Below are 19,847 nucleotides of genomic sequence, written 5' to 3' on the forward strand. Positions count from 1 at the left end.
CCCATGACCGGATCGACCGTCACCGCGCAAGCGGCGCCCACGCTCATGGAACCGCGCCTGCTGGTGCCGCTGTCGCTGCTCGCGCTGTACCTGATCTGGGGGTCGACCTATCTCGGCATCCGCATCGCGCTGGAAAGCTGGCCACCCTTCCTGCTCGCCGGCGTGCGTTTCCTGTGTGCCGGCGTGGCGATGTACGGCTACCTGCGCTGGCGCGGCGCAGCGGCACCGACGCGGCGACAGTGGCGCAACGCCGCGATCACCGGCGTGCTGCTGCTCGGTCTCGGCAACGGCCTGGTGTGCTACGCCGAACAACGGGTGAGTTCGGGCATCGCCGCGGTGGCGGTGGCGGTGGCCAGCATGCCGCTGTTCGCCGCGCTGCTCCACGGCCTGTACGGCCGCACCGACCCCTTTCCGTCAGGCTTGTGGACCGTGGGTGGCGAACACTTGCGTGCTGCCATCCGCGAGGATCAGCAGCACTGAGTAACGCTGCGCGGTGCCCATCTCCATACCCGGCGAGCCCATCGGCATGCCCGGGACGGCCAGGCCGCGGGCATGGGGGCGCTCGGCCAGCAGCTGTTGGATGTCCTCCGCCGGCACATGGCCTTCGATCACGTACCCGCCGATCACGGCGGTGTGGCACGAAGCGGCCTCGGTGGGTACGCCCAGGCGTGCCTTGATCGCCGGCATCGATGCCTCCGCGTGGACAGTGGGCGTGTAGCCGTGGGCGCGCAGGTAGTCGACCCAGGCGCCGCAGCAGCCGCACGACGGATCGCGGTAGACCGCGATCGCAGTGCCGGCGGCCAGGACGGCGGTGGGCAGCAAGGCACCCGCGCCAAGCAGCAGAGCGCCGACAGCAGAGAGGAAGCGCGACCTCACGGCGTGCTCGCCTCGGGCGCCGACTGCCACTGCACCGCGGTGATCTTCCAGGCGGCCCCGACCTTCTTGAGGGTCAGCCGTTCGCGGCTGCGCAGTGCGAACGGCTTGCCGTTGTGCGTGCCGGTGATACGGGATTCACTGCCCACCATGGCGGTGTCACCCATCGGCATGGAGCCCATCCACAGCGGCACCACCTTGGCGCTCTTCATGAAGGCCAGATCCTCGCTCAGATGGCCGGCGGCATAGGCCGCGCGCGATTGCGTCTGGCCGCCTTCGCTCAGCGTCGCCTCCGGTGCGAGCAGGCCGAGCACCACTGTGCGATCGCCATGCTCCAGCGCACCATGGAAGGCTTGGGCAACCTCCTCGGCGTCGGGAGCGGCCTTCGGGGTCAGGCCGTCCCGCGAGAGCGGAGCCTCGGGACCGGACGCTGCTTGCGGCTCGTCGCCATGGCTGTGACCGGCGCCCGCCGCGTGCTCGTCCATGGCATCCATGCTGCCACCTTCGCCCTGGTGGTGGCCTTCCGCCTCGTCGCCGCCGTGGCTGTGGTGGCCGCCAGCCTCATCGCCCATGTCCATGTCCTCATCCGGCGGTGCCTTGGCGACCATGTCCTTGTATTGCTGGGGCGTCATGTCCGGCAGCTGTTGCAGGAAGGCCACCATGCTCCAGATGGTGTCGTCGTCGTGGCTGGTACCCCAGGCCGGCATGGCGCTCATCTTGATGCCGTGTTTGATGATCCAGAAGGCATCCTTCGGATCGACCCGCACCTGCGAGAGATTGGGGGGCTGCGGGTAGAGGCCCGGGCGGATCTCCGAATCGCTCATGCCCGGCTTCAAGTGGCAGTCGGTGCACATGGCGGCGTACTGGCCGGCGCCTTTGAGGATCAGTTGCGGGTCCTTGAGGTTCGGTACCTGGATGTCTTCCGAACGCGCATGGATCGATCGCTCCCGTAGCGTCTGCAGGATCGCGAAGACCGGACGGGTGTGATGATCGTCGGCGCCGATGTTGTAGATGCCGGAGTAGATGAAGACCGCGCCGCCAGCGATCAGGATGGCGAGCAGCGCGACGACCGCGATGCTGTAGTGCTTGACGTGTTGCTTCATGGCGTTCCCCCTTAGAACCAGATACGGAAGCCGGCCACCCACTGCCGGTCGAAAAGCCCTTGGCCGTCCTCGCGCGCGAAGTCCGCGGTGCCGCCAAAGCGGCGCGTCCAGACCACGCCGACGTAGGGCGCGAATTGGCGATTGAACTCGTAGCGCAAGCGCAGGCCCAGAGAGGCATCGGACAGACCGCTGCCCAGGTGCCTGGCCGGGTCGGACTTGCCGTAGGCGTTGGCCTCGACCTCCGGTTGCAGGATCAGCCGCTGTGTGAAGAACAGCTCGTACTCGGCACGGACGCGAGCGGCCGTACGGCCGGAGGGACCCACATAGCCGGTTGCCTCCAGTTCGAACCAATAGGGCGCCAGGCCCTGGATGCCAAAGGCGGCCCACTGGCGATTCGGCCCTTCGCCGGCATCGGTGCGCACGCCCAGCTGGGTGCTCCAGAAGGTGGCGATGGTGTGGTTCCAGAACGCCTCGATGCTTCCATCGTCGAGCTTGCCGCCGCTGCGTTCGCCTTCGGTGCGCAGCCAGAGCTTGTCGTAGTCGTTGCCATACCAGCCCTCGATCTCCCACTGCTGGCCGTTGCCGTCCTTGCCGTGGAAGGCCTCCAACTGGTCAACCAGCAGCATGGTGATGCGGGCGTTGTCGTCCATGGCCATGTCGATGCCGTTGGTGGGGCCGTAATCCACGCCCGCGGAATAGTCGGGGTCGCGGGCATCGGGCGGCGGATGGCCGCCTTGCATCGGGCCCATGGTCATGCCCTGCATCGAGCCGTGCTCCATGCCCGGCATGCTGTTCATCGAACTACTGGATGCCTGGGGTGGGGTCGATGAGCCATGGTCCATGCCCTGCATCGAATCATGGTCCATGCCCTGCATTGAGCCGTGATCCACCCTGTGCATGCCGTCCATCGACCGGCTGGATGTCGAAGGCGGGGCGGGCTTGGGGTTGACGGGGGTGGCAGACGTCGGCGCCGTGGTGGATGCGGGCGCCGGCATGGCCATGCCGGGCATGGCTTCCATGTCCATGCTTGCACTGCTGCCGGCGGTGGCCGGCACATCCTGGGCATGCGCCGCAAGCGGTAGCAGCGCGCACAAGGCAGCAACCAGCGCCAGGCGCTGCAGTCGGAGGGAAAGAAAGAGGCTCATGACACCACCACCTCACGGAACATGCCCGCTTCCATGTGATAAAGCAGATGGCAGTGGTAGGCCCACCGCCCCGGGTTGTCGGCATTCACACGGTAGGTGATGCGCTGCGCCGGCTGCACGTTGATGGTGTGCTTGCGCGCCAGGAACTGTCCGTTCGGGTCCTCCAATTCGCTGAACATGCCGTGCAGGTGAATCGGGTGGTTCATCATCGTGTCGTTGACCAGCACGATGCGCAGGCGCTCGCCGAAGTTGAAATGCACCGGCTTGGCCTCAGAGAACTTCTGTCCGTCGAAGGACCACATGAAGCGCTCCATGTTGCCGGTCAGATGCAGTTCGATCTCGCGCTGCGGCTCGCGTGGATCGATCGGTCCATCGAGCGAACGCAAATCCGCGTAGGTCAGCACGCGACGGCCGTTGTTGCGCAAACCGATGCCGGGGTCATCAAGGTTGGTGCGCGGCATGTCCACGTGCATGTCCACCCCGGGGCCATACTCGGTGCGCGCGTGCCGGACCATGGGTTGACCGCCTGGCGTGAGGTTGCCCATGCCTTGCATGCCACCCATGTCCATCCCCGGCATGTTCATGCCCTGCATGCCACTCATGTCCATGCCTGGCGTGGCGCCGGCCGTATGCCCACCGCCCTGGCCCATGCCGCCCATCGGCATGGCCCCCATCATGTCCTGCATGCTCAGCCACACCCGCGGGTCCATCGCCGGCACCTCGGCCTCCATCCCCTCGCGTGGCGCGAGCGTGCCGCGGGCATAGCCAGTGCGGTCGATCGCCTGGGCGAAGAGGGTGTAGGCGCGCGCGTCCTGCGGTTCCACGATCACGTCGTAGGTTTCGGCCACCGAGATGCGGAACTCATCGACCGACACGGGCGCGACGTCCTGGCCGTCGGCGGATATCACCGTCATCTTCAAGCCGGGGATGCGCACGTCGAACAGGGTCGAGGCCGAGCCGTTAATGAAGCGCAGGCGGATCTTTTCGCCGGGCTTGAAGATGCCGGTCCAGTTGCCCGCCGGCGCCGCGCCATTCATCAGATAGGTGTAGGTATAGCCACCGACGTCGGAGAGGTCGGTGGGGTTCATGCGCATCTGGTTCCACATCTTGCGCTTGGCCAGCGCCTGGCTCAGGCCTTTTTCGCGCACGTCGCGGAAGAAGTCCGGTACCGTCGGCTGGGTGAAATTGAAGTAATCGCTTTGCTTCTTGAGCTTGGCGAAGATGTGCTCAGGGTCCTCGTCGGTCCAGTCGTTGAGCATGACGACGTAATCGCGGTCGGTCGGATAGCGCTCGGGTCCGGCCGGCTCGATCACCAGCGGGCCGAACAGGCCGGTCTGCTCCTGGAAGCGCGAATGGGAGTGGTACCAGTAGGTGCCCGACTGGCGCACCTCGAAGCGGTAGACGAAGGTTTCGCCCGGGGCGATGCCGTCAAAGGCGATGCCGGGCACGCCATCCATCTGGAACGGCAAGAGGATGCCGTGCCAGTGGATCGAGGTCTGGCTGTGTAGCCGGTTGGTCACGCGCAGGGTCACGGTGGTGCCTTCTTTCCAGCGCAGGATCGGGCCCGGCAAACTACCGTTGACGGTGATGGCCATGCGTGGTGCGCCGGTGTAGTTGACCGGGGTTTCGGCCACCTCGAGGTGGAAGTCGGTGCCGCTCAGTACGGTGGGCTGGCCGGGGCTGGTCAGCGCCCAGACCTTGCTGGGACGCAATAGGCCCAGGCCGGCGACGGCGCCGCCCAGGGCCACGCCCTGGACAAAGCGACGCCGTGACAGATCGGCCGCCGAAGGCGGGGGAAACAGTTTCATGGGTACTCTCCAGAATCACAGGCACCGTAGGATGGTGCCGACAGGCGGTAACGCGAGCGCACGTAGGCGCTCGGCCCGGCTCAGCGGATCAAGCGAAGGAGAGTCCGGCCGAAGGTGGCCGCAACGGAGGGGCCGTCGGGGCCGAAGGCGCGTGAACACGCCCCGGCGACGGGTAGACCGTGGTCGTCAACGCGCCCGGGAACCGGCCTGCCGGGGTCGGCGGCAGGGCACTGGCGCACATGCCGGCGCAAGCGCAGAGGTGGCCGGCCGGGGTACCGCAGCAGGGGGTGTGTGCCTCGCAGCAATCGTGCGAAGGCACGTGGTTCGACCCATGATGGATGGGTTCACCGACCGCCGCGGTCGCTGCGTGCATGGCATGCGTGGGTGTGCCTGCCATCCCGAACGGCGCGGCGGCCAGCGAGGTGACGACCAACATCAGCCACGCCAGCAGTCCCAGGGCACGAAGGCCACGGGAGCGTGCGAAGGGGCGTAGCGACGGGGTCATGGACTGGAGGGTACCCGCGTGGACCTGCCCCCTCAACCCTGGAGGCAGGTCCATGCGGTTTAGGGCTTGCTGTAGCCCATGTGCAAGGTGATCTTGTCGCCGGCCTTGAGGTTGGTCACCGCGGAGGCCGGGAAGTGCACCTTGAGCATCATGCCTTCGGCGTTGACGTCCACCACGCCGGTCTGGGTATCAACCGAGCTGACGGTAACCGGCATCGCATGCATGCCCATCATGTTCTTCATGTGCATGCCGCTCATGCCTTGACCCGAATGCATGGCGCCCATCGTGTCAGGGTTGTGAGCGCTATCGGTCGGCACGGTGTTCTGCGCGAGCGCCATGCCGCTGTCTGCCAGCATGAAGAGTGCGGCGCTGAGTACCGCTGCGAACGGCTTGTGCGTGAGTTTTTTCATGACTGCCTCCTGTGCTGGGGATCAGCGCGAGTTTGCGCTCGGCGCCGTGTAGGCTGATTGAATTTCGCGGCCAGCATATAACCGGCCACCAGGGGCCTCAAGGGCCGGCGTGATGAGATCGAGGAGGGTAGATGGAGCGCGATGAGGTCCGGCCCGGGATGCGGGTTCAAATCGGTCAACAAGACCAAGTACGGCACGGACCGGTGGCTGGCGCCAGCCGAAGTGCTCAGCGTGGTTCATCCCGATAGCGGCGCGGCCCATATCCGCATCATGTTTCTCGACGGCGCGGCCGACGTCTACCACAGCGTCATCCCGACGACCTGGATTACGAGTAAGGAGTGAACCCATGCCACCCATGCATCTGCCCGTGGGGCAACTGAACGCCGAACTGCTACGAGCAGTGGAAGCCGTGTTGGACGAGGGCGAGGGCCTGACGACTTTTATCGAGACCTCGGTGCGTGTCCAGGTCGACCGCCGCCAGCGGCGACGCGACTTCGTGGCCAAGGGATTGGCGGCCGCCGAAACTGCCAAGCGCACCGGCCGCTACACGGACGCCGCCCAGGTTGTCGCGCGGCTCGAAGGCATCCTCGACCAGGCTTCCAAGAGGGCGGGAAACCCGTGACGTCCACCCAGCAGTTGCGACAACTTCTCGAGGCCGCCAAAAACGACGTCCGCGCCGAGGATGCCTTCCTCGCTGGGCTGCTCGCCGCAACCGCCTACGCACACGTGCCTCGCACACCTCCGCCGGCTGGACGCATGCAATTCGTGCAGTTCGTGCGTCCGGATAACGGCCAGACAGTACTGCCTTTCTTCAGCGATCAGACCAAGGCCCAGTTTGCCGTATTGATGGGGCGTACCCTTCTACCCGGTTGAGGCAGCGGCCAGATAAGCCGCTCACGCAGGTTCGAATCCTGCCGGGGGCACCACTACCTCCACGTTGTTGAGTAGCCGACGGCTGCTTACGAGCGCGGTTGCCGCTTTCGGCTCCCGGGCCGGAAAGGGTTTCCTTCGAATCGGACATCAGCTACGCGAGGAGGACCACGCAATTTCGGCACACTGGAAGTCGCTAATTCCTTTGCTGCAACAATATGTTGCACAATTTTTGGCCGCTTATTGCAGCTTCCCTGTCACCGGGCCTATCTGGCCGTGTTCGGCTCGCTGATTACCTTCAGCGCGTATCTCTACGTGCTCAAGCACGCGCGGCCGGCGCTGGCCACCAGCTATGCCTACGTCAACCCGCCGGTGGCGGTGCTGGTCGGCGTGCTCTTCGCGGGCGAGCACGTCGGCGTGCATGAACTGGCCGGCATGGCGGTGATCCTGCTCGGCGTGGGGGTGATCACGCTATCCCGGCGGCGCGGGCGTTAGCCGGTGCGGCTACCGCATCCGGTTCCCTTCCGAATGGGTGCGGGCTGTCTTGTCTTGATGTCACGCATGCGGTGCAACCCGGCGGGCCTGCGTACGCGATGGCGACTGCCGTTCGACCTTGGTCCGACTTGCCGCCGCCCACGGGCGTTGCCACCATGCCCGGGACCGCATCACGGGGGATCGCAGCCATGCAAGAGCAGACGGCGAAGGAAGGTGTGCTGGCCCGCGCGGCCTTGCGCTGCGCGGCCTGGTCGGAGCGCTGGTTCCCGGACGCCTGGGTGTTCGCCGCGCTCGGTGTGGTGATCGTGGCGATCGCCGCGCTGGCCTTCGGCGCCACGCCCAGGGTCGCCGTCGGCGCCTTCGGTGACGGTTTCTGGAGCCTGATCCCCTTCACCATGCAGATGACCTTCGTGGTGATCGGCGGCTATGTCGTCGCCACCGCGCCGGTGGTGGCGCGCTTCATCGAACGGCTGGCGAAGCTGCCGCGCACCGGACGCGGCGCGGTGTGCTACGTGGCGTTGATCAGCATGCTCGCCTCGCTGTTGTCCTGGGGTTTCTCGCTGGTGTTCGGTGGCTTGCTGGTGCGCGCGCTGGCGCGGCGCACGGATCTGCGCATGGACTACCGCGCCGCCGCCGCGGCGGCCTATCTCGGCCTCGGCGCGGTCTGGGCGATGGGGCTGTCCTCATCCGCCGCGCAGCTGCAGGCCAACCCCAAGAGCATGCCGCCGGGCCTTTTGGCCATCACCGGCGTGTTGCCCTTCACCGAGACGATCTTCCTGTGGCAGTCGATCGTGCTCACCGCCGTGCTCATCGCGGTTTCCCTGCTGGTGTGCTGGCTTACCGCGCCACGCGATGCCAACGCCCGCACCGCGCAGGATTTCGGCATCGCGCCGGACCTTTCCGTGCCCGCGCTGCCGCCACGCGCCCGCCCCGGCGAATGGCTGGAATACAGCCCGCTCCTGTCGGTGCTGATCGGCATCCTGGGCCTGGGCTGGCTCGGCTGGCAGTTCGCCAGCAAGCCGGCGACCACCGTGGTGGCCGACCTCAACACCTACAACTTCCTGTTCCTGACGCTGGGGCTGCTGCTGCACTGGCGACCGCGCAGCTTCCTCGACGCGGTGACGCGCGCGGTGCCGTCCACCGCCGGCGTGCTGATCCAGTTTCCGCTCTACGGCGGCATCGCCGCGCTGCTCACGCATGCACCGGGCAGCGACGGCCAGACCCTGGCGCATCATCTGTCGCAGCTGTTCGTGCGCGTGGCCTCACCCGAGAGCTTCCCCGCGGTGATCGGCGCCTATTCGGCCATCCTGGGTTTCTTCGTGCCCTCCGGCGGCGGCAAGTGGCTGGTCGAGGCGCCCTACGTGATGCAGGCGGCCAACGACCTGCACGTGCATCTGGGCTGGGCGGTGCAGGTGTACAACGCCGCCGAGGCGCTGCCCAACCTCATCAACCCGTTCTGGATGCTGCCGCTGCTCGGCGTGCTGGGGCTCAAGGCGCGCGACGTGGTCGGCTACACCTTCCCGCAGTTCCTGATCCACGTACCGCTGGTGCTCGGGCTGCTGTGGCTGCTCGGCCTCACCCTGCCCTACGTGCCGCCGGTGATGCCGTAGTCGGTGACTTCTACCCGAGCGCTGGGTCGATCATTGCTTGGCCATCCGCGAGGCACGGGTGTGATGGGTCGAGCGGACACTGCCCACACTGCTCTTGCGCTGGCCGCCCGTGCTGCGACTTGACCGGCAGCAAGACGCCACAAGCCACCCATTTCAGCAGCCGTGTTGTACAGATTATGGGCCAGGATCGGCATCAGCAGGCTGCCCGTGCTCAAGCGTATCCAGGCGAAAAACATCCCCATCGCGAAATGGAATGCGAACGGTCCCGGCGGACAAATGATCCGCTTACCGTGGAAATCCAGATCATGGATGCAGGCAAAGGCGACACTGGTGACCAACGCCGCCAGCCACATGGCCCGGGCGTCATTTCCATATATGCGCAACAGAAGCGCCAGCAGGATGCCTCGATAGGTCAGTTCCTCGGCAATCCCGGGCATGGTCAATTGGTACCCGAAGGATTCCGCTCCGACCTGCAAATCGGGCGCGAACATCACTGCGAAGACCATCAGTCCCAGCAGTACCCACAAGTACGCGCCCCGCCAACGAATCGGCATGCAAAAACCGACCTCTGCCCGTTGCAGGGGGCCGAATGTCACGAATAGAACCGCCGCGATAGAACACGCTCCCTTGCCAAGCCAGTTGTAGGAAAGACCCAGCACCGCATTGAGCTGCAAACCGCCCATGGTGACGAGCGTGTCGAACAGCATGTAAGCACCAAACCATGCGAGGCCGACCCAGTGCCGTGATCGCCGCGATGCGGCACATCCCGCTATACCAGCGCATACAGAAGCAGTTACGGTCCATAACAGGCAACGCAAAATCCAATGCGGCACGTAGCACCTCCCGCTTCCGAACTGCCGTCACTACCGTAAAAAAAGCCCGCACTATGCGGGCCTAGAGGTATTTGGCGTTATTGAAGCTGTCTACCGAGACCAATCACTCCCACTCGATCATCAACGAGTCGCGCAAGTCCGCATGATTAAAGGGATTGGCTTTGATCGACATGGGCCTTTACCGTCGCTTCTACCGTCAGAAAAACACGCCCTTTGCTGGCGCGGATTTGCGCGGCATCGGCTCATCATCGACCAGCCCTAGGATAGCGCAGCCAGCCGCGCAGCGAGCAAGTCGGCCTGCTCGGCGAACCTCCTCGCATCGGTCTTCTGCAACTGCGCCAGGTTGTGCAGCTTCCAGCGAACGCCCGGCAGTTGTTCGAGGTGCGCGATGCCCAGCAGCGACCACTCCGGCGTGCCAGCGGCCAGCGACAGCAGGAAGCGTCGCTCGTTGTCGTCCAAGCCCTGCTGGAGTTCGCGCACCATGCGTTCTCGCGCAGTGAGCAGCGCATCGAGTGGGACGGGCTCGGCCGTCATGCCTTGGAAGTTGTGCTCGTAGTCATGCCGAATGTCTCGCAGCGGCGTGAACAGCACTTCATGGATCGGTCGGTTGCTGCTGGACAGATAGACCACGAACGCACGCCGGATGCCGGGCGTGATGCCTTCGTGTGCAAAGAGCTGCATCACATCGAACAGGTCGCGCGGGTGCTGCCGATCCAACGCTGCGACCAGCTTGCCACCGTACACGTCCTCCAGCGACACCAGCGGAATCTCCAGATCGGCCAGCAAGGTGTCGCGGGCGGTTGGCGTGAGCGAAGCGCGACGCACCGGCTGCACCGTGCCGCGCATGACGAAGTTGACTTCGACCTTGACCTGGATCGGGCCACGACGCACCAGCAGCTTCGTCTCCCCTGCCGCGGCCGCCGGCGCGTGCGTCTGGAACCCCTGCTTCATCAACCGTTCGGCGGCTTGCCTGACAGCCTCGTTGATGCGCGTCAGCGCCTCATCACGCGGCAGCGTGTGATCGGGAAAGACCAAATCAAGATCGACCGACAAGCGCGGCATGTCGCGCACGAACAGATTGATCGCAGTGCCGCCCTTCAATGCGAACGTGTCGTCCACGAACACCAGCGGCGCCACCTGCGTCAGCAGGCGCGCGGTATCGAGATAGGTCTGGTTCATGGCTTGAGCACCAGCAAGCCATCGGCCGATCGGGACACCCAAGGCCGATCACTGCCCGTCGGCAGCATTGCCGGATCGAGCTTCGCCGCCCAAGGCAACGACGCCTCGCGACCAAATTGCAGGCATAACCGAACGGTCTTGATGTTCGTGCAGTGCTGCAACAGCTCGCGCAGCACATCGGCGCGCAAGCTGTACGCGCTTTCGACGAGTTCGCGGGCTTCCTGCAAGGGCTGGCGCACCCCGACTTCGCTCAACAGTTCCAGCAAGGCGCGCTCCGGCGCCGAAACCTGCGGCGCCCCGCTGCGCTTCTCGAATGGTCCGACGTGCAGCAAGGCGGTCGGCTGCTCGTCGAACAGGCGCTTGCGGTGGTACTCGGCCGGGAAGCGTTCGATGAACCACTCCGGCAGACGGGCCGCCGTCCAGCCATACAAATGCAGCACAGGTTGCTGCGACACGTACTGGCGCACGCCATACCAGTCCAGCGCCGACTTGCCGCCGACGTGCAGCCCCTCGAACCGACGCTGCAACAGCAGCAGGCTGGGATGGAGGGCCAGGGTGTCGTTCGGGCGGACGTACACCCCGCGGGCCAGGCGCGTGAGCCAGCCTGCCCGGACGTAATGGACGGTCAGGTCGGCAGAGATGCCCAGCGCCGCCAAGTCTTCCGAGGTCAGTGGCGTCCCCGGTGCCAGCCGGGTGTAGAGGGCATTTAACTTGCTTGAAGTAGTCGTAGCCATACTACGATTTCTAAAACTTTCCCAAGCAGAAGTCAATTTGATATAGTGCCTACAGTCGTAGTCTGGATACGACAATCACAACATATCCAAAACGCTCACCCCTTCGGCATGGCCGCGCGGGGGGCCGGTCGGGTGTCGTCTCCCCTGCCCCGTCTGAACCACCGATCCCCCGCAATGAACGCCTCCAGCATGGCGATTCTGGAAGACCGGCAGGATGTCCCGGTCGATGATGTGCTTGCGCATGGCACGGGTGCTGTCTGCCAATCGTGCATTGGCCAACCACGTCTCCATCGCTGTGCCGAAGGTTTTGATGGCGACCACCCGGCGCTTCTCGCGCTGCTTTTCGAGCGCAGGCGAGGTGCCCTTGAGTTCGGCTTTGCGCGCGTCCAGGAGCAGTTCGCGCGGCATCGCCAGTGAGATGCCGCCGGGGCCGTAGCGCCCGAGGGTCAGCGTCTCGCGGCGGCCGTTGAGGCGGTAGTCGTAGCGGAAGGTGACAGTGCCGCCAGGCGATACCGTCACGTACATTCCGTCCCGGTCAGAAGCCTTATAAATCCTGGACTTAGGCTTCAGATTTCGTAGTGCAGCGTCAGTAAGCATCGAGGTTTCCTCCGGCTTGTGACGGCTTTACCGTCAGGTTTTACCGTCAAGGACCTGGAGACCCGCTGATGCCCGGAAAGCCGCACAAAACAAGCATTCCCAAGAAGGCTTTTACCGTCAAAGACGGTAAAAATCTGAATAGTGAACGAGAGCGTCTTAATCCGGCCTCGATTTTTACCGTCAGCTCTACCGCCAACTTTTTCTGCTGGCCGGCGATAGCCACCGATAGCTGCTGTGACGTATTTCTTTCTAAATCAACACGTTAAGTCAGTTTTTCGATAGCTGGCGATAGTCCTCGAAGGACGTCAATTCACTCCCACTCGATCGTCGCCGGCGGCTTGCCGCTGATGTCGTAGACGACGCGCGAGATGTTGCCCACTTCATTGATGATGCGGTTGGATACCTTGCCCAGGAAGTCGTACGGCAAATGCGCCCAGTGGGCGGTCATGAAATCGACCGTTTCCACCGCGCGCAACGCGATCACCCATTCGTAGGCGCGCGCATCGCCGACCACGCCGACGGATTTCACCGGCAGGAACACGGCGAAGGCCTGACTCACGGCGTCGTAGAGATCGGCCTTGCGCAACTCCTCGACGAAGATGGCGTCGGCGCGGGCCAGCAGCTCGGCGTACTCGCGTTTCACTTCGCCGAGGATGCGCACACCCAGGCCGGGACCGGGGAACGGATGCCGATAGACCATGGCGCGCGGCAAGCCGAGCTCGACGCCGATGCGGCGCACCTCGTCCTTGAACAGCTCGCGCAGCGGCTCGATCAGCTTGAGCTGCATGCGTTCGGGCAGGCCGCCGACGTTGTGGTGGCTCTTGATGACGTGCGCCTTGCCGGTCCGGCTGCCGGCCGACTCGATCACGTCCGGGTAGATCGTCCCCTGCGCCAGCCACTTGACCTGGCCGTGGCCGGCGGCGGTGACCTTGGCGGCCTCCTCGTCGAAGATCTCCACGAACAGGCGGCCGATGGTCTTGCGCTTGGCTTCCGGATCATTGATGCCGGCCAGGGCGGCGAAGAAACGGTCGGCGGCATCGACGCGGATCACCTTCACGCCCATGTGCTCGGCCATGGTCGCCATCACCTGGTCGCCTTCCTTCCAGCGCAGGAGACCGGTGTCGACGAACACGCAGGTGAGCTGGTCGCCGATCGCCCGGTGCAGCAACGCGGCGACGACGGAGGAATCCACGCCGCCGGAAAGCCCGAGCAGCACATGGTCGGTGCCGACCGTCGCGCGGATGCGCGCGATCTGGTCGTCGATGATGTTGGCGGGAGTCCAGCGCGTGGCGCAGCCGCAGATGTCCACCACGAAGCGCCGCAGCAGTTCGCGGCCCTGCAAGGTGTGGGTGACCTCGGGATGGAACTGCACGCCGTACCAGCGGCGGCTTTCGTCGGCCATGCTGGCGATCGGCACGCGATCGGTGCGGCCAGTGACGGTGAACCCCGGCGGCGGCGCGGCGACGTGGTCGCCGTGGCTCATCCACACGTCGAGCCGCGCGGCGCCGGCATGGTCGCTCAGACCGCCGAGCAGCGCATCGGGCACCATCACCTCGACCTCGGCATGCCCGTATTCCCCCGCTTCCCCGGCCGCGGTGGCGCCGCCGAGCTGCACGGCCATGGTCTGCATGCCGTAGCAGATGCCGAGCACCGGCACGCCCAGGTTGAAGACCTCTTCCGGCGCGCGCGGCGCGTCCGCACGGGTGGTCGATTCCGGGCCGCCGGAAAGGATGATGCCCTTGGGGCGGAATGCGGCGATCGCGGCCGGGTCGTGATCCCAGGCCCAGATCTCGCAATAGACGCCGATCTCGCGCACGCGACGGGCGATCAGCTGGGTGTACTGCGCGCCGAAATCGAGGATGAGGATCTTGTCGCTGTGGATGTCGGCCATGCACTGCCCATCGCGAAGGGAAATGAGGAAAAAGGCCAGCGCGCCAAAGGATGTCGGCGGCCGGTTTTTTAAGGGTCGGAAAAACGCCGGGAGCGGCTCTCACCCGCCGGCTCCCGGCATCGTTCGCTTGTTTTTTAAGCGTTCAGCCGGTAATTGGGCGCTTCCTTGATGATCTGGATGTCGTGCGGATGCGCCTCGGTGACGCCGGCGCCGGTCACCCTGACGAACTGTGCCTTGTGGCGCACGTCCTCGATGGTGGCCGCGCCGAGATACCCCATCGAGGCGCGCAGGCCGCCGATCAGCTGGTGGATGATGTTGCGCAGCGGACCGCGATACGGCACGCGACCCTCGATGCCCTCGGGCACCAGCTTGTCGGCGTCGGTTTCTTCCTGGAAATAGCGGTCCTTGGAGCCCTGCGCCATCGCGCCGAGCGAGCCCATGCCGCGATAGCTCTTGTACGAGCGCCCCTGGAACAGCTCGACCTCGCCGGGCGATTCCTCGGTGCCGGCGAACATCGAGCCCAGCATCACACTGGAGGCGCCGGCCGCCAGCGCCTTGGGAATATCGCCCGAATAGCGGATGCCGCCGTCGGCGATCAGCGGGATGTCGTCCTTGAGCGCGCTGGCGACGAGGTCGATGGCGGTGATCTGCGGCACGCCGACGCCGGCGACCACGCGCGTGGTGCAGATGGAGCCGGGACCCACGCCGACCTTGACCGCGTCGGCGCCGGCATCGCGCAGGGCGAGCGCGGCATCGCCGGTGACGATGTTGCCGGCGATCACCTGCACCTGCGGGAAGTGTTTCTTCACCCAGGCCACGCGGTCGATCACGCCCTGCGAGTGGCCATGCGCGGTGTCCACCACCAGCACGTCGACGCCGGCCTCGACCAACGCGGCCACCCGTTGCTCGGTGTCACCGCCCACGCCCACGGCGGCGCCGACCAGCAGCCGTTCGTGACTGTCCTTGGCGGCGTTCGGGTTGTCGCGCGCCTTCTGGATGTCCTTGACGGTGATGAGCCCGCGCAGCTCGAAGTCGCCGTTGACCACCAGCACCTTCTCGATGCGGTGGCGGTGCAGGAGCTGGAGCACTTCGTCCTGGCTGGCACCCTCCTTCACCGTGACCAGCTTGTCCTGGCGGGTCATGATGTTGCGCACCGGGTCGCCGTGCTTGCGCTCGAAACGCAGGTCGCGGCTGGTGACGATGCCGACCAGCTTGCCATCCTCCACCACCGGCACGCCGGAGATGTTGTTGGCGCGGGTCAGCCGCAGCACTTCGCCGATCGAGGTTTGCGGGCCGACCGTGATCGGGTTGCGGATCACGCCGGCCTCGAACTTCTTGACCTGGCGCACCTGGGCGGCCTGCTGCTCCACCGTGAGGTTCTTGTGGATGATGCCGATGCCGCCCTGCTGGGCCATGGTGATGGCCAGCCGCGCCTCGGTCACCGTGTCCATCGCCGCGGACACGATCGGGATGTTGAGGCGCAGGGTGCGGGTGAGCCGGGTGGAGGTATCGACGTCGCGCGGCAGCACTTGGGAATGGGCCGGGACGAGATAGACGTCGTCGTAGGTCAGGGCCTCGGCGAGGATGCGCATCGATGGGTCTCGCTCAAAGAAAAAATTATACGCGCGCACCGACCCGGGCGGCGAGAGGAATCAGCCGGACGGGCGCGCCTGCGCCGCTTCCAGGGTGTTTTCCATCAGCGTGGCGACGGTCATCGGCCCCACCCCGCCGGGCACCGGGGTGATCCAGCTGGCGCGCTCGGCCGCGGGTGCGAACTCGACGTCGCCGACCAGGCGGCCGTCGTCGAGGCGGTTGATGCCGACGTCGATCACCACCGCGCCGGGCTTGATCCATGTGCCCCTGACCAGGCCCGGCCGGCCGACCGCCACGGTCAGGATGTCCGCCTGACGCACGAAGTCCTCAAGCTCCCGGGTGAAGCGGTGGCAGCAGGTCACCGTGCAACCGGCGATCAGGAGCTCCAGCACCAGCGGACGGCCGACGTGGTTGGAAGCCCCGACCACGACCGCATGCTGGCCGCGCACGGGCCGGTCGGTATGTCCGAGCAGGGTCATCACGCCCTTGGGCGTGCACGGCCGCAAACCGAACCGGCGCAGCACCAGCCGGCCGACGTTGACCGCATGGAAGCCGTCCACGTCCTTGGCCGGATCGATGCGGTCGACCAGCGCGTCCTCGTCGATGTGCGCGGGCAGCGGCGACTGCACCAGGATGCCGTGCACGGCGGGGTCGGCATTGAGCCGGTCGATCAGGGCGAAGAGTTCGTCCTGCGTGGTGTGCGCGGGCAGATCGTAAGCGAAAGAGCGAAAGCCGACCTGCTGGCAGGCGCGGCGCTTGTTGCGCACGTAGACGGCGGAAGCCGGGTCGTCGCCGACCAGCACCACCGCCAGCCCGGGTTCTGGCAACCCCTGCGCCTTACGCTCGGCGACGCGGCGGGCGATGCGCTCGAGCAGTTCCTGCGCGATGCGTTTGCCGTCGAGGATGCGTGCGCCCATGGGTTCGTGTAGTCCGTAAACCAGGCATTATCGCGGCAGGCCGCATCACGCACAAACCCATGACCGCGCTCTTGCCACCCATGCTGCACGACCGCGAGCTGTGCCTGCGCCCATGGCGCCGGGATGACGCCCCGGCGCTGGTGGACCTCCTGCATGCCTCCATGGACAGCATCGGCCGCTGGATGAGCTGGTGCACGCCCAGCTATGCGCTCACCGATGCGCTGCGCTGGCTGGCTGAGGTCGACCAAGGCTGGGCAAGCGGCGAGGGCGAATGCGCGCTGGCCATCACGACCGGCGCGGGGCCGCCGCTTGGCTGCATCGGCGTCAACCAGTTCCGGCGCGAGCACCTGACCGCCAACATCGGCTACTGGATCGGCGAGCCCCATCAGGGGCACGGACTCGCCGCGCGGGCGGTGCGGCTGCTGGCGCCCTTCGCCTTCGCCCATCTGGGCCTGCGCCGCCTGGAGATCATGGTGGCCGAACACAACCTGCCCAGCCGGCGGACCGCCGAAAAGGCCGCGGCACGCTTCGAGGGTATCGCCCGCAGACGTCTGGTGATCGGCGGCAACTCGGTGGATGCGGCCATGTATGCGCTGGTGGCGGAGGACTTCGCCAGCAGCAAGCCGGCACCCTAGCCTGCCGCCGCGCAAAAGGCGGCGATGTCCTCGTAGCCGCGGAAGACCGCCCCCGCGCCACAGCCGGGACAGGCCGGGTCACGCGGCAGGCGCGTCTCGCGAAAGCGCATCGCCAGGGCATCGAAGGCGAGCAGCCGGCCGACCAGCGGCTCGCCGATGCCGAGCAGCAGCTTCAACGCCTCGGTCGCCTGCAGCAGACCGACGATGCCCGGCAGCACGCCGAGCACGCCCGCCTCGCTGCAATTGGGCGCATCGGCGGCCGACGGCGGCTCGGGGAACAGACAGCGGTAGCAGGGCGAATCGGCGCGACGCGGATCGAACACGCTGACCTGCCCGCCAAAGCGCTCCACCGCGCCGTAGACCATCGGTAGCTTGAGCCTAAGCGAGGCGGCGGCGAGCAGGTAGCGGGCGGGGAAATTGTCGGCGCCGTCGATCAGCACGTCGTGACCTTCGAGCAGGCGCTCCACGTTGTCCGCGCGCAAGCGCTCGGTGCGCGTCTCCACGCGCACGCGCGGATTGAGCGCGGCCAGCGTCATGCGCGCCGACTCGGTCTTGGCCATGCCCACGCGCGCGTCGGCATGGATCACCTGCCGGTGCAGGTTGGAGCGCTCGACGCGGTCGTCGTCGATCAGGGTGAGCCGGCCGACACCGGCTGCGGCCAGATACAGGGCCGCCGGCGCGCCGAGACCGCCGGCGCCGAGCAACACGACTTTGGCCGCGCCGAGTTTCGCCTGCCCCGCTTCGCCGACCTGCGGCAGCCGCAGCTGGCGCGCATAACGCTCGGCCGCATCGGCATCGAGCGTCGCCTGCGTCACCGGCAGGCCTTCGGCCTTCCAGCGCTCGAAGCCGCCGGCCACCGAGGCGACGTCCGCATACCCCAGTCGCTGCAGGGCCTCGGCGGCGAGCAGCGAACGCTGGCCGCTGCCGCACAGCACGAGGAGCGGCCGACGCCGGTCCGGTTCGGCCTGCTCGATGCGCAATTCGAGGAACCCGCGCGAGAGGCCGAGCGCACCGGCCGGCATGCCGGCGCGGCGCTCGTCTTCCTCGCGCACGTCGATCAGCAGCGCGCCCTGCGCCTGCCGCGCCAGCGCCTCGGCCGGCGGCAGTTGCCGGATGCGGGCGCGCAGTTCGGAAAGCCAAGTGTCGCGATCGGGTGAGCTCATGCGTCTCAAAGCTTACGCGCGGGAAGGTCAAGGCCGCTTCATCGCGGCATCGTCGGCACGGCTTTTTCAGCGCTTGCGGCGCTTGATCTCGCGGATCATGCGCTGGCGCTTGCGCAGCTGTCCCTCGGTGAGCACGTTTTTCTTCCCTGCATACGGGTTCTCGCTCTCGCGGAACTCGATGCGGACCGGCGTACCTTCGAGTTTGTAGCGCTGACGGAAGACGTTTTCCAGATACCGCCGGTAGGCCGGCGCGATGTGCCGCGTGCGGCTGCCGTGGATGACGATGGTCGGCGGGTTGTTGCCGCCCGGATGGGCGAAGCGCAGCTTGGGCGCATGTCCGCGCACCAGCGGCGGCTGGTAGTCCGCATAGGCCTTTTCGAGCGTGCGGGTGAGATCGGCCGTGGCCAGCACCCGCGTCGCCGCGGCATGCGCGCGGACGATTGCCCGCATCAGTTCGCGCAGCCCGGAACCATGCAGCGCGGAGATGAACACCACCTTGGCCCAGTCGACGAAAGCCAGTCGTCGCTCCAGCGCCAGCCGGCACTGCTCGCGCTGGTAGGTATCGAGTCCATCCCACTTGTTGACCGCGATGACCAGCGCGCGGCCGGCTTCCACCGCCTGCCCGATCAGGGTGAGATCCTGATCGGCGAGGTTCTCGCGGGCGTCGACCAAGAGCACCACCACCTGCGCCGCCGCCATCGACTGCAGCGTCTTGATGACGCTGAACTTCTCCACGTCCTCGTCGATGCGCGCCCGGCGCCGCACGCCGGCGGTGTCGATCAGCACGAAGCGATGACCGTCGCGCTCCAGCGGCACGCGGATCGGATCGCGCGTGGTGCCGGCGACTTCGGAGACGATCAGACGCTCCTCGCCGAGCAGGCGGTTGATCAGGGTGGACTTGCCGGCATTGGGCCGGCCGACGATGGCGACCCGGATGGCCTCGGCGTCCTCGGCGGCCAAGGCATCGGTTTCGCCCGCATCCTCGGGCAACCACGGCAGCAGGGCCTCGATCAGCTCGTCCACGCCGCGCCGGTGCGCCGCCGAGAGCGGCAACGTGGCGGCGATGCCGAAGCGGGCGAATTCGCCGAGCGCCTCGTGCACGTCGAGGCCGTCGGTCTTGTTGACCGCGAGCACGATCGGCTTGCCGCTGCGGCGCAGCTCGTCGAGGATGGCGCGATCCTGCGGCAGCAGGCCCTCGCGCGCGTCGACCACGAACACCAGCACCTGCGCCTCGGCGATCGCCCGGCGCACCTGGCGGGCCGTGAGCGCGTCGAGCCCCTCTTCCACTCCGGACAGGCCGCCGGTGTCGACCACCACGAACGGCCGCCCGCCGAGCCGGCAGATGCCGTAATGGCGATCGCGGGTGACGCCCGGCAGATCGGCGACGAGCGCGTCGCGACTGTGCGTCAGGGCATTGAAGAGGGTGGATTTGCCGACGTTGGGACGGCCGACCAGGGCGACGACGGGCAGCATGGCGGCACGGGCA

At 66.5% G+C, this 19,847-nt stretch carries 18 protein-coding genes and 3 pseudogenes; 7 read left to right on the top strand and 14 right to left on the bottom strand.

What is annotated here, in order from left to right; translation table 11 throughout:
* Positions 1–3: 3 nt before the first annotated feature.
* A pseudogene (locus ALSL_RS07465) lies at positions 4–396 on the top strand (EamA family transporter); the annotation flags it as partial.
* Positions 397–414: 18 nt separating this feature from the next.
* On the opposite strand, the gene ALSL_RS07470 reads toward ALSL_RS07465, so the two are convergent.
* The 5 genes from ALSL_RS07470 to ALSL_RS07490 all read right to left on the bottom strand — a co-directional run bounded on the left by ALSL_RS07470 (position 415) and on the right by ALSL_RS07490 (position 5,844).
* On the bottom strand, positions 415–876 hold the full coding sequence (locus ALSL_RS07470; RefSeq protein WP_425478973.1) for a DUF411 domain-containing protein: 462 nt from the start codon (positions 874–876) through the stop codon (positions 415–417).
* Complete coding sequence (locus ALSL_RS07475) at positions 873–1,976, bottom strand: c-type cytochrome (protein ID WP_126537913.1); 1,104 nt, start codon at positions 1,974–1,976, stop codon at positions 873–875. The genes ALSL_RS07470 and ALSL_RS07475 overlap by 4 nt, the downstream gene beginning before the upstream one ends.
* Positions 1,977–1,987: 11 nt before the next feature.
* Positions 1,988–3,121 (bottom strand): copper resistance protein B, encoded by a 1,134-nt coding sequence (locus ALSL_RS07480; RefSeq protein ID WP_174928831.1) that lies wholly within the window; start codon positions 3,119–3,121, stop codon positions 1,988–1,990.
* Positions 3,118–4,929: a copper resistance system multicopper oxidase gene (locus ALSL_RS07485; protein WP_126537915.1), complete on the bottom strand. Its 1,812-nt coding sequence runs from the start codon at positions 4,927–4,929 to the stop codon at positions 3,118–3,120. Before ALSL_RS07485 ends, ALSL_RS07480 begins: the two co-directional genes overlap by 4 nt.
* Before the next feature lie 564 nt (positions 4,930–5,493).
* Positions 5,494–5,844 (bottom strand): hypothetical protein, encoded by a 351-nt coding sequence (locus ALSL_RS07490; RefSeq protein ID WP_231700193.1) that lies wholly within the window; start codon positions 5,842–5,844, stop codon positions 5,494–5,496.
* A 141-nt stretch (positions 5,845–5,985) separates the two neighbouring features.
* On the opposite strand from ALSL_RS07490, the gene ALSL_RS07495 reads away from it, so the two are divergent.
* The 5 genes and pseudogenes from ALSL_RS07495 (at position 5,986) to ALSL_RS07520 (ending at position 8,819) form a co-directional block, all read left to right on the top strand.
* Complete coding sequence (locus ALSL_RS07495; protein WP_126537917.1) at positions 5,986–6,186, top strand: hypothetical protein; 201 nt, start codon at positions 5,986–5,988, stop codon at positions 6,184–6,186.
* A gap of 4 nt (positions 6,187–6,190) precedes the next feature.
* Complete coding sequence (locus ALSL_RS07500; RefSeq protein ID WP_126537919.1) at positions 6,191–6,466, top strand: hypothetical protein; 276 nt, start codon at positions 6,191–6,193, stop codon at positions 6,464–6,466.
* Positions 6,463–6,717, top strand: a complete 255-nt coding sequence (locus tag ALSL_RS07505; protein WP_170172044.1) for an SseB family protein — start codon at positions 6,463–6,465, stop codon at positions 6,715–6,717. Before ALSL_RS07500 ends, ALSL_RS07505 begins: the two co-directional genes overlap by 4 nt.
* 261 nt (positions 6,718–6,978) lie before the next feature.
* A pseudogene (locus ALSL_RS07515) lies at positions 6,979–7,209 on the top strand (EamA family transporter); the annotation flags it as partial.
* Positions 7,210–7,397: 188 nt separating this feature from the next.
* Positions 7,398–8,819, top strand: a complete 1,422-nt coding sequence (locus tag ALSL_RS07520) for a short-chain fatty acid transporter (RefSeq protein ID WP_174928832.1) — start codon at positions 7,398–7,400, stop codon at positions 8,817–8,819.
* Here ALSL_RS07520 and ALSL_RS07525 read toward each other — a convergent pair.
* The 7 genes and pseudogenes from ALSL_RS07525 to folD all read right to left on the bottom strand — a co-directional run bounded on the left by ALSL_RS07525 (position 8,795) and on the right by folD (position 16,563).
* A complete protein-coding gene (locus ALSL_RS07525) occupies positions 8,795–9,526 on the bottom strand; it encodes a CPBP family intramembrane glutamic endopeptidase (RefSeq protein WP_126537921.1) in 732 nt (243 codons plus the stop codon). The genes ALSL_RS07520 and ALSL_RS07525 overlap by 25 nt on opposite strands.
* Before the next feature lie 384 nt (positions 9,527–9,910).
* A complete protein-coding gene (locus ALSL_RS07530) occupies positions 9,911–10,831 on the bottom strand; it encodes a nucleotidyl transferase AbiEii/AbiGii toxin family protein (RefSeq protein ID WP_126537923.1) in 921 nt (306 codons plus the stop codon).
* Entirely contained in the window at positions 10,828–11,565 is a 738-nt protein-coding gene (locus ALSL_RS07535; protein ID WP_126537925.1) for a type IV toxin-antitoxin system AbiEi family antitoxin, read from the bottom strand. Before ALSL_RS07535 ends, ALSL_RS07530 begins: the two co-directional genes overlap by 4 nt.
* A gap of 192 nt (positions 11,566–11,757) precedes the next feature.
* Positions 11,758–12,162, bottom strand: a pseudogene (locus tag ALSL_RS07545) (integrase arm-type DNA-binding domain-containing protein); the annotation flags it as partial.
* A 310-nt stretch (positions 12,163–12,472) separates the two neighbouring features.
* Positions 12,473–14,053, bottom strand: coding sequence for a glutamine-hydrolyzing GMP synthase (gene guaA, locus ALSL_RS07550; protein ID WP_126537927.1), 1,581 nt, complete (start codon positions 14,051–14,053; stop codon positions 12,473–12,475).
* Positions 14,054–14,187: 134 nt separating this feature from the next.
* Positions 14,188–15,645, bottom strand: coding sequence for an IMP dehydrogenase (guaB, locus tag ALSL_RS07555; protein WP_126537929.1), 1,458 nt, complete (start codon positions 15,643–15,645; stop codon positions 14,188–14,190).
* A 60-nt stretch (positions 15,646–15,705) separates the two neighbouring features.
* Positions 15,706–16,563 (bottom strand): bifunctional methylenetetrahydrofolate dehydrogenase/methenyltetrahydrofolate cyclohydrolase FolD, encoded by an 858-nt coding sequence (gene folD / locus ALSL_RS07560; protein WP_126537931.1) that lies wholly within the window; start codon positions 16,561–16,563, stop codon positions 15,706–15,708.
* Positions 16,564–16,622: 59 nt separating this feature from the next.
* Here folD and ALSL_RS07565 point away from each other — a divergent pair, with 59 nt between their 5' ends.
* Entirely contained in the window at positions 16,623–17,198 is a 576-nt protein-coding gene (locus ALSL_RS07565) for a GNAT family N-acetyltransferase (RefSeq protein ID WP_126537933.1), read from the top strand.
* Here the strand turns inward: ALSL_RS07565 and moeB are convergent.
* Positions 17,195–18,361: a molybdopterin-synthase adenylyltransferase MoeB gene (gene moeB, locus ALSL_RS07570; RefSeq protein ID WP_126537935.1), complete on the bottom strand. Its 1,167-nt coding sequence runs from the start codon at positions 18,359–18,361 to the stop codon at positions 17,195–17,197. The genes ALSL_RS07565 and moeB overlap by 4 nt on opposite strands.
* Before the next feature lie 66 nt (positions 18,362–18,427).
* Complete coding sequence (gene der / locus ALSL_RS07575; RefSeq protein ID WP_126537937.1) at positions 18,428–19,834, bottom strand: ribosome biogenesis GTPase Der; 1,407 nt, start codon at positions 19,832–19,834, stop codon at positions 18,428–18,430.
* Positions 19,835–19,847 lie beyond the last annotated feature (13 nt).

Source organism: Aerosticca soli (assembly GCF_003967035.1).
Classification (GTDB): domain Bacteria; phylum Pseudomonadota; class Gammaproteobacteria; order Xanthomonadales; family Rhodanobacteraceae; genus Aerosticca; species Aerosticca soli.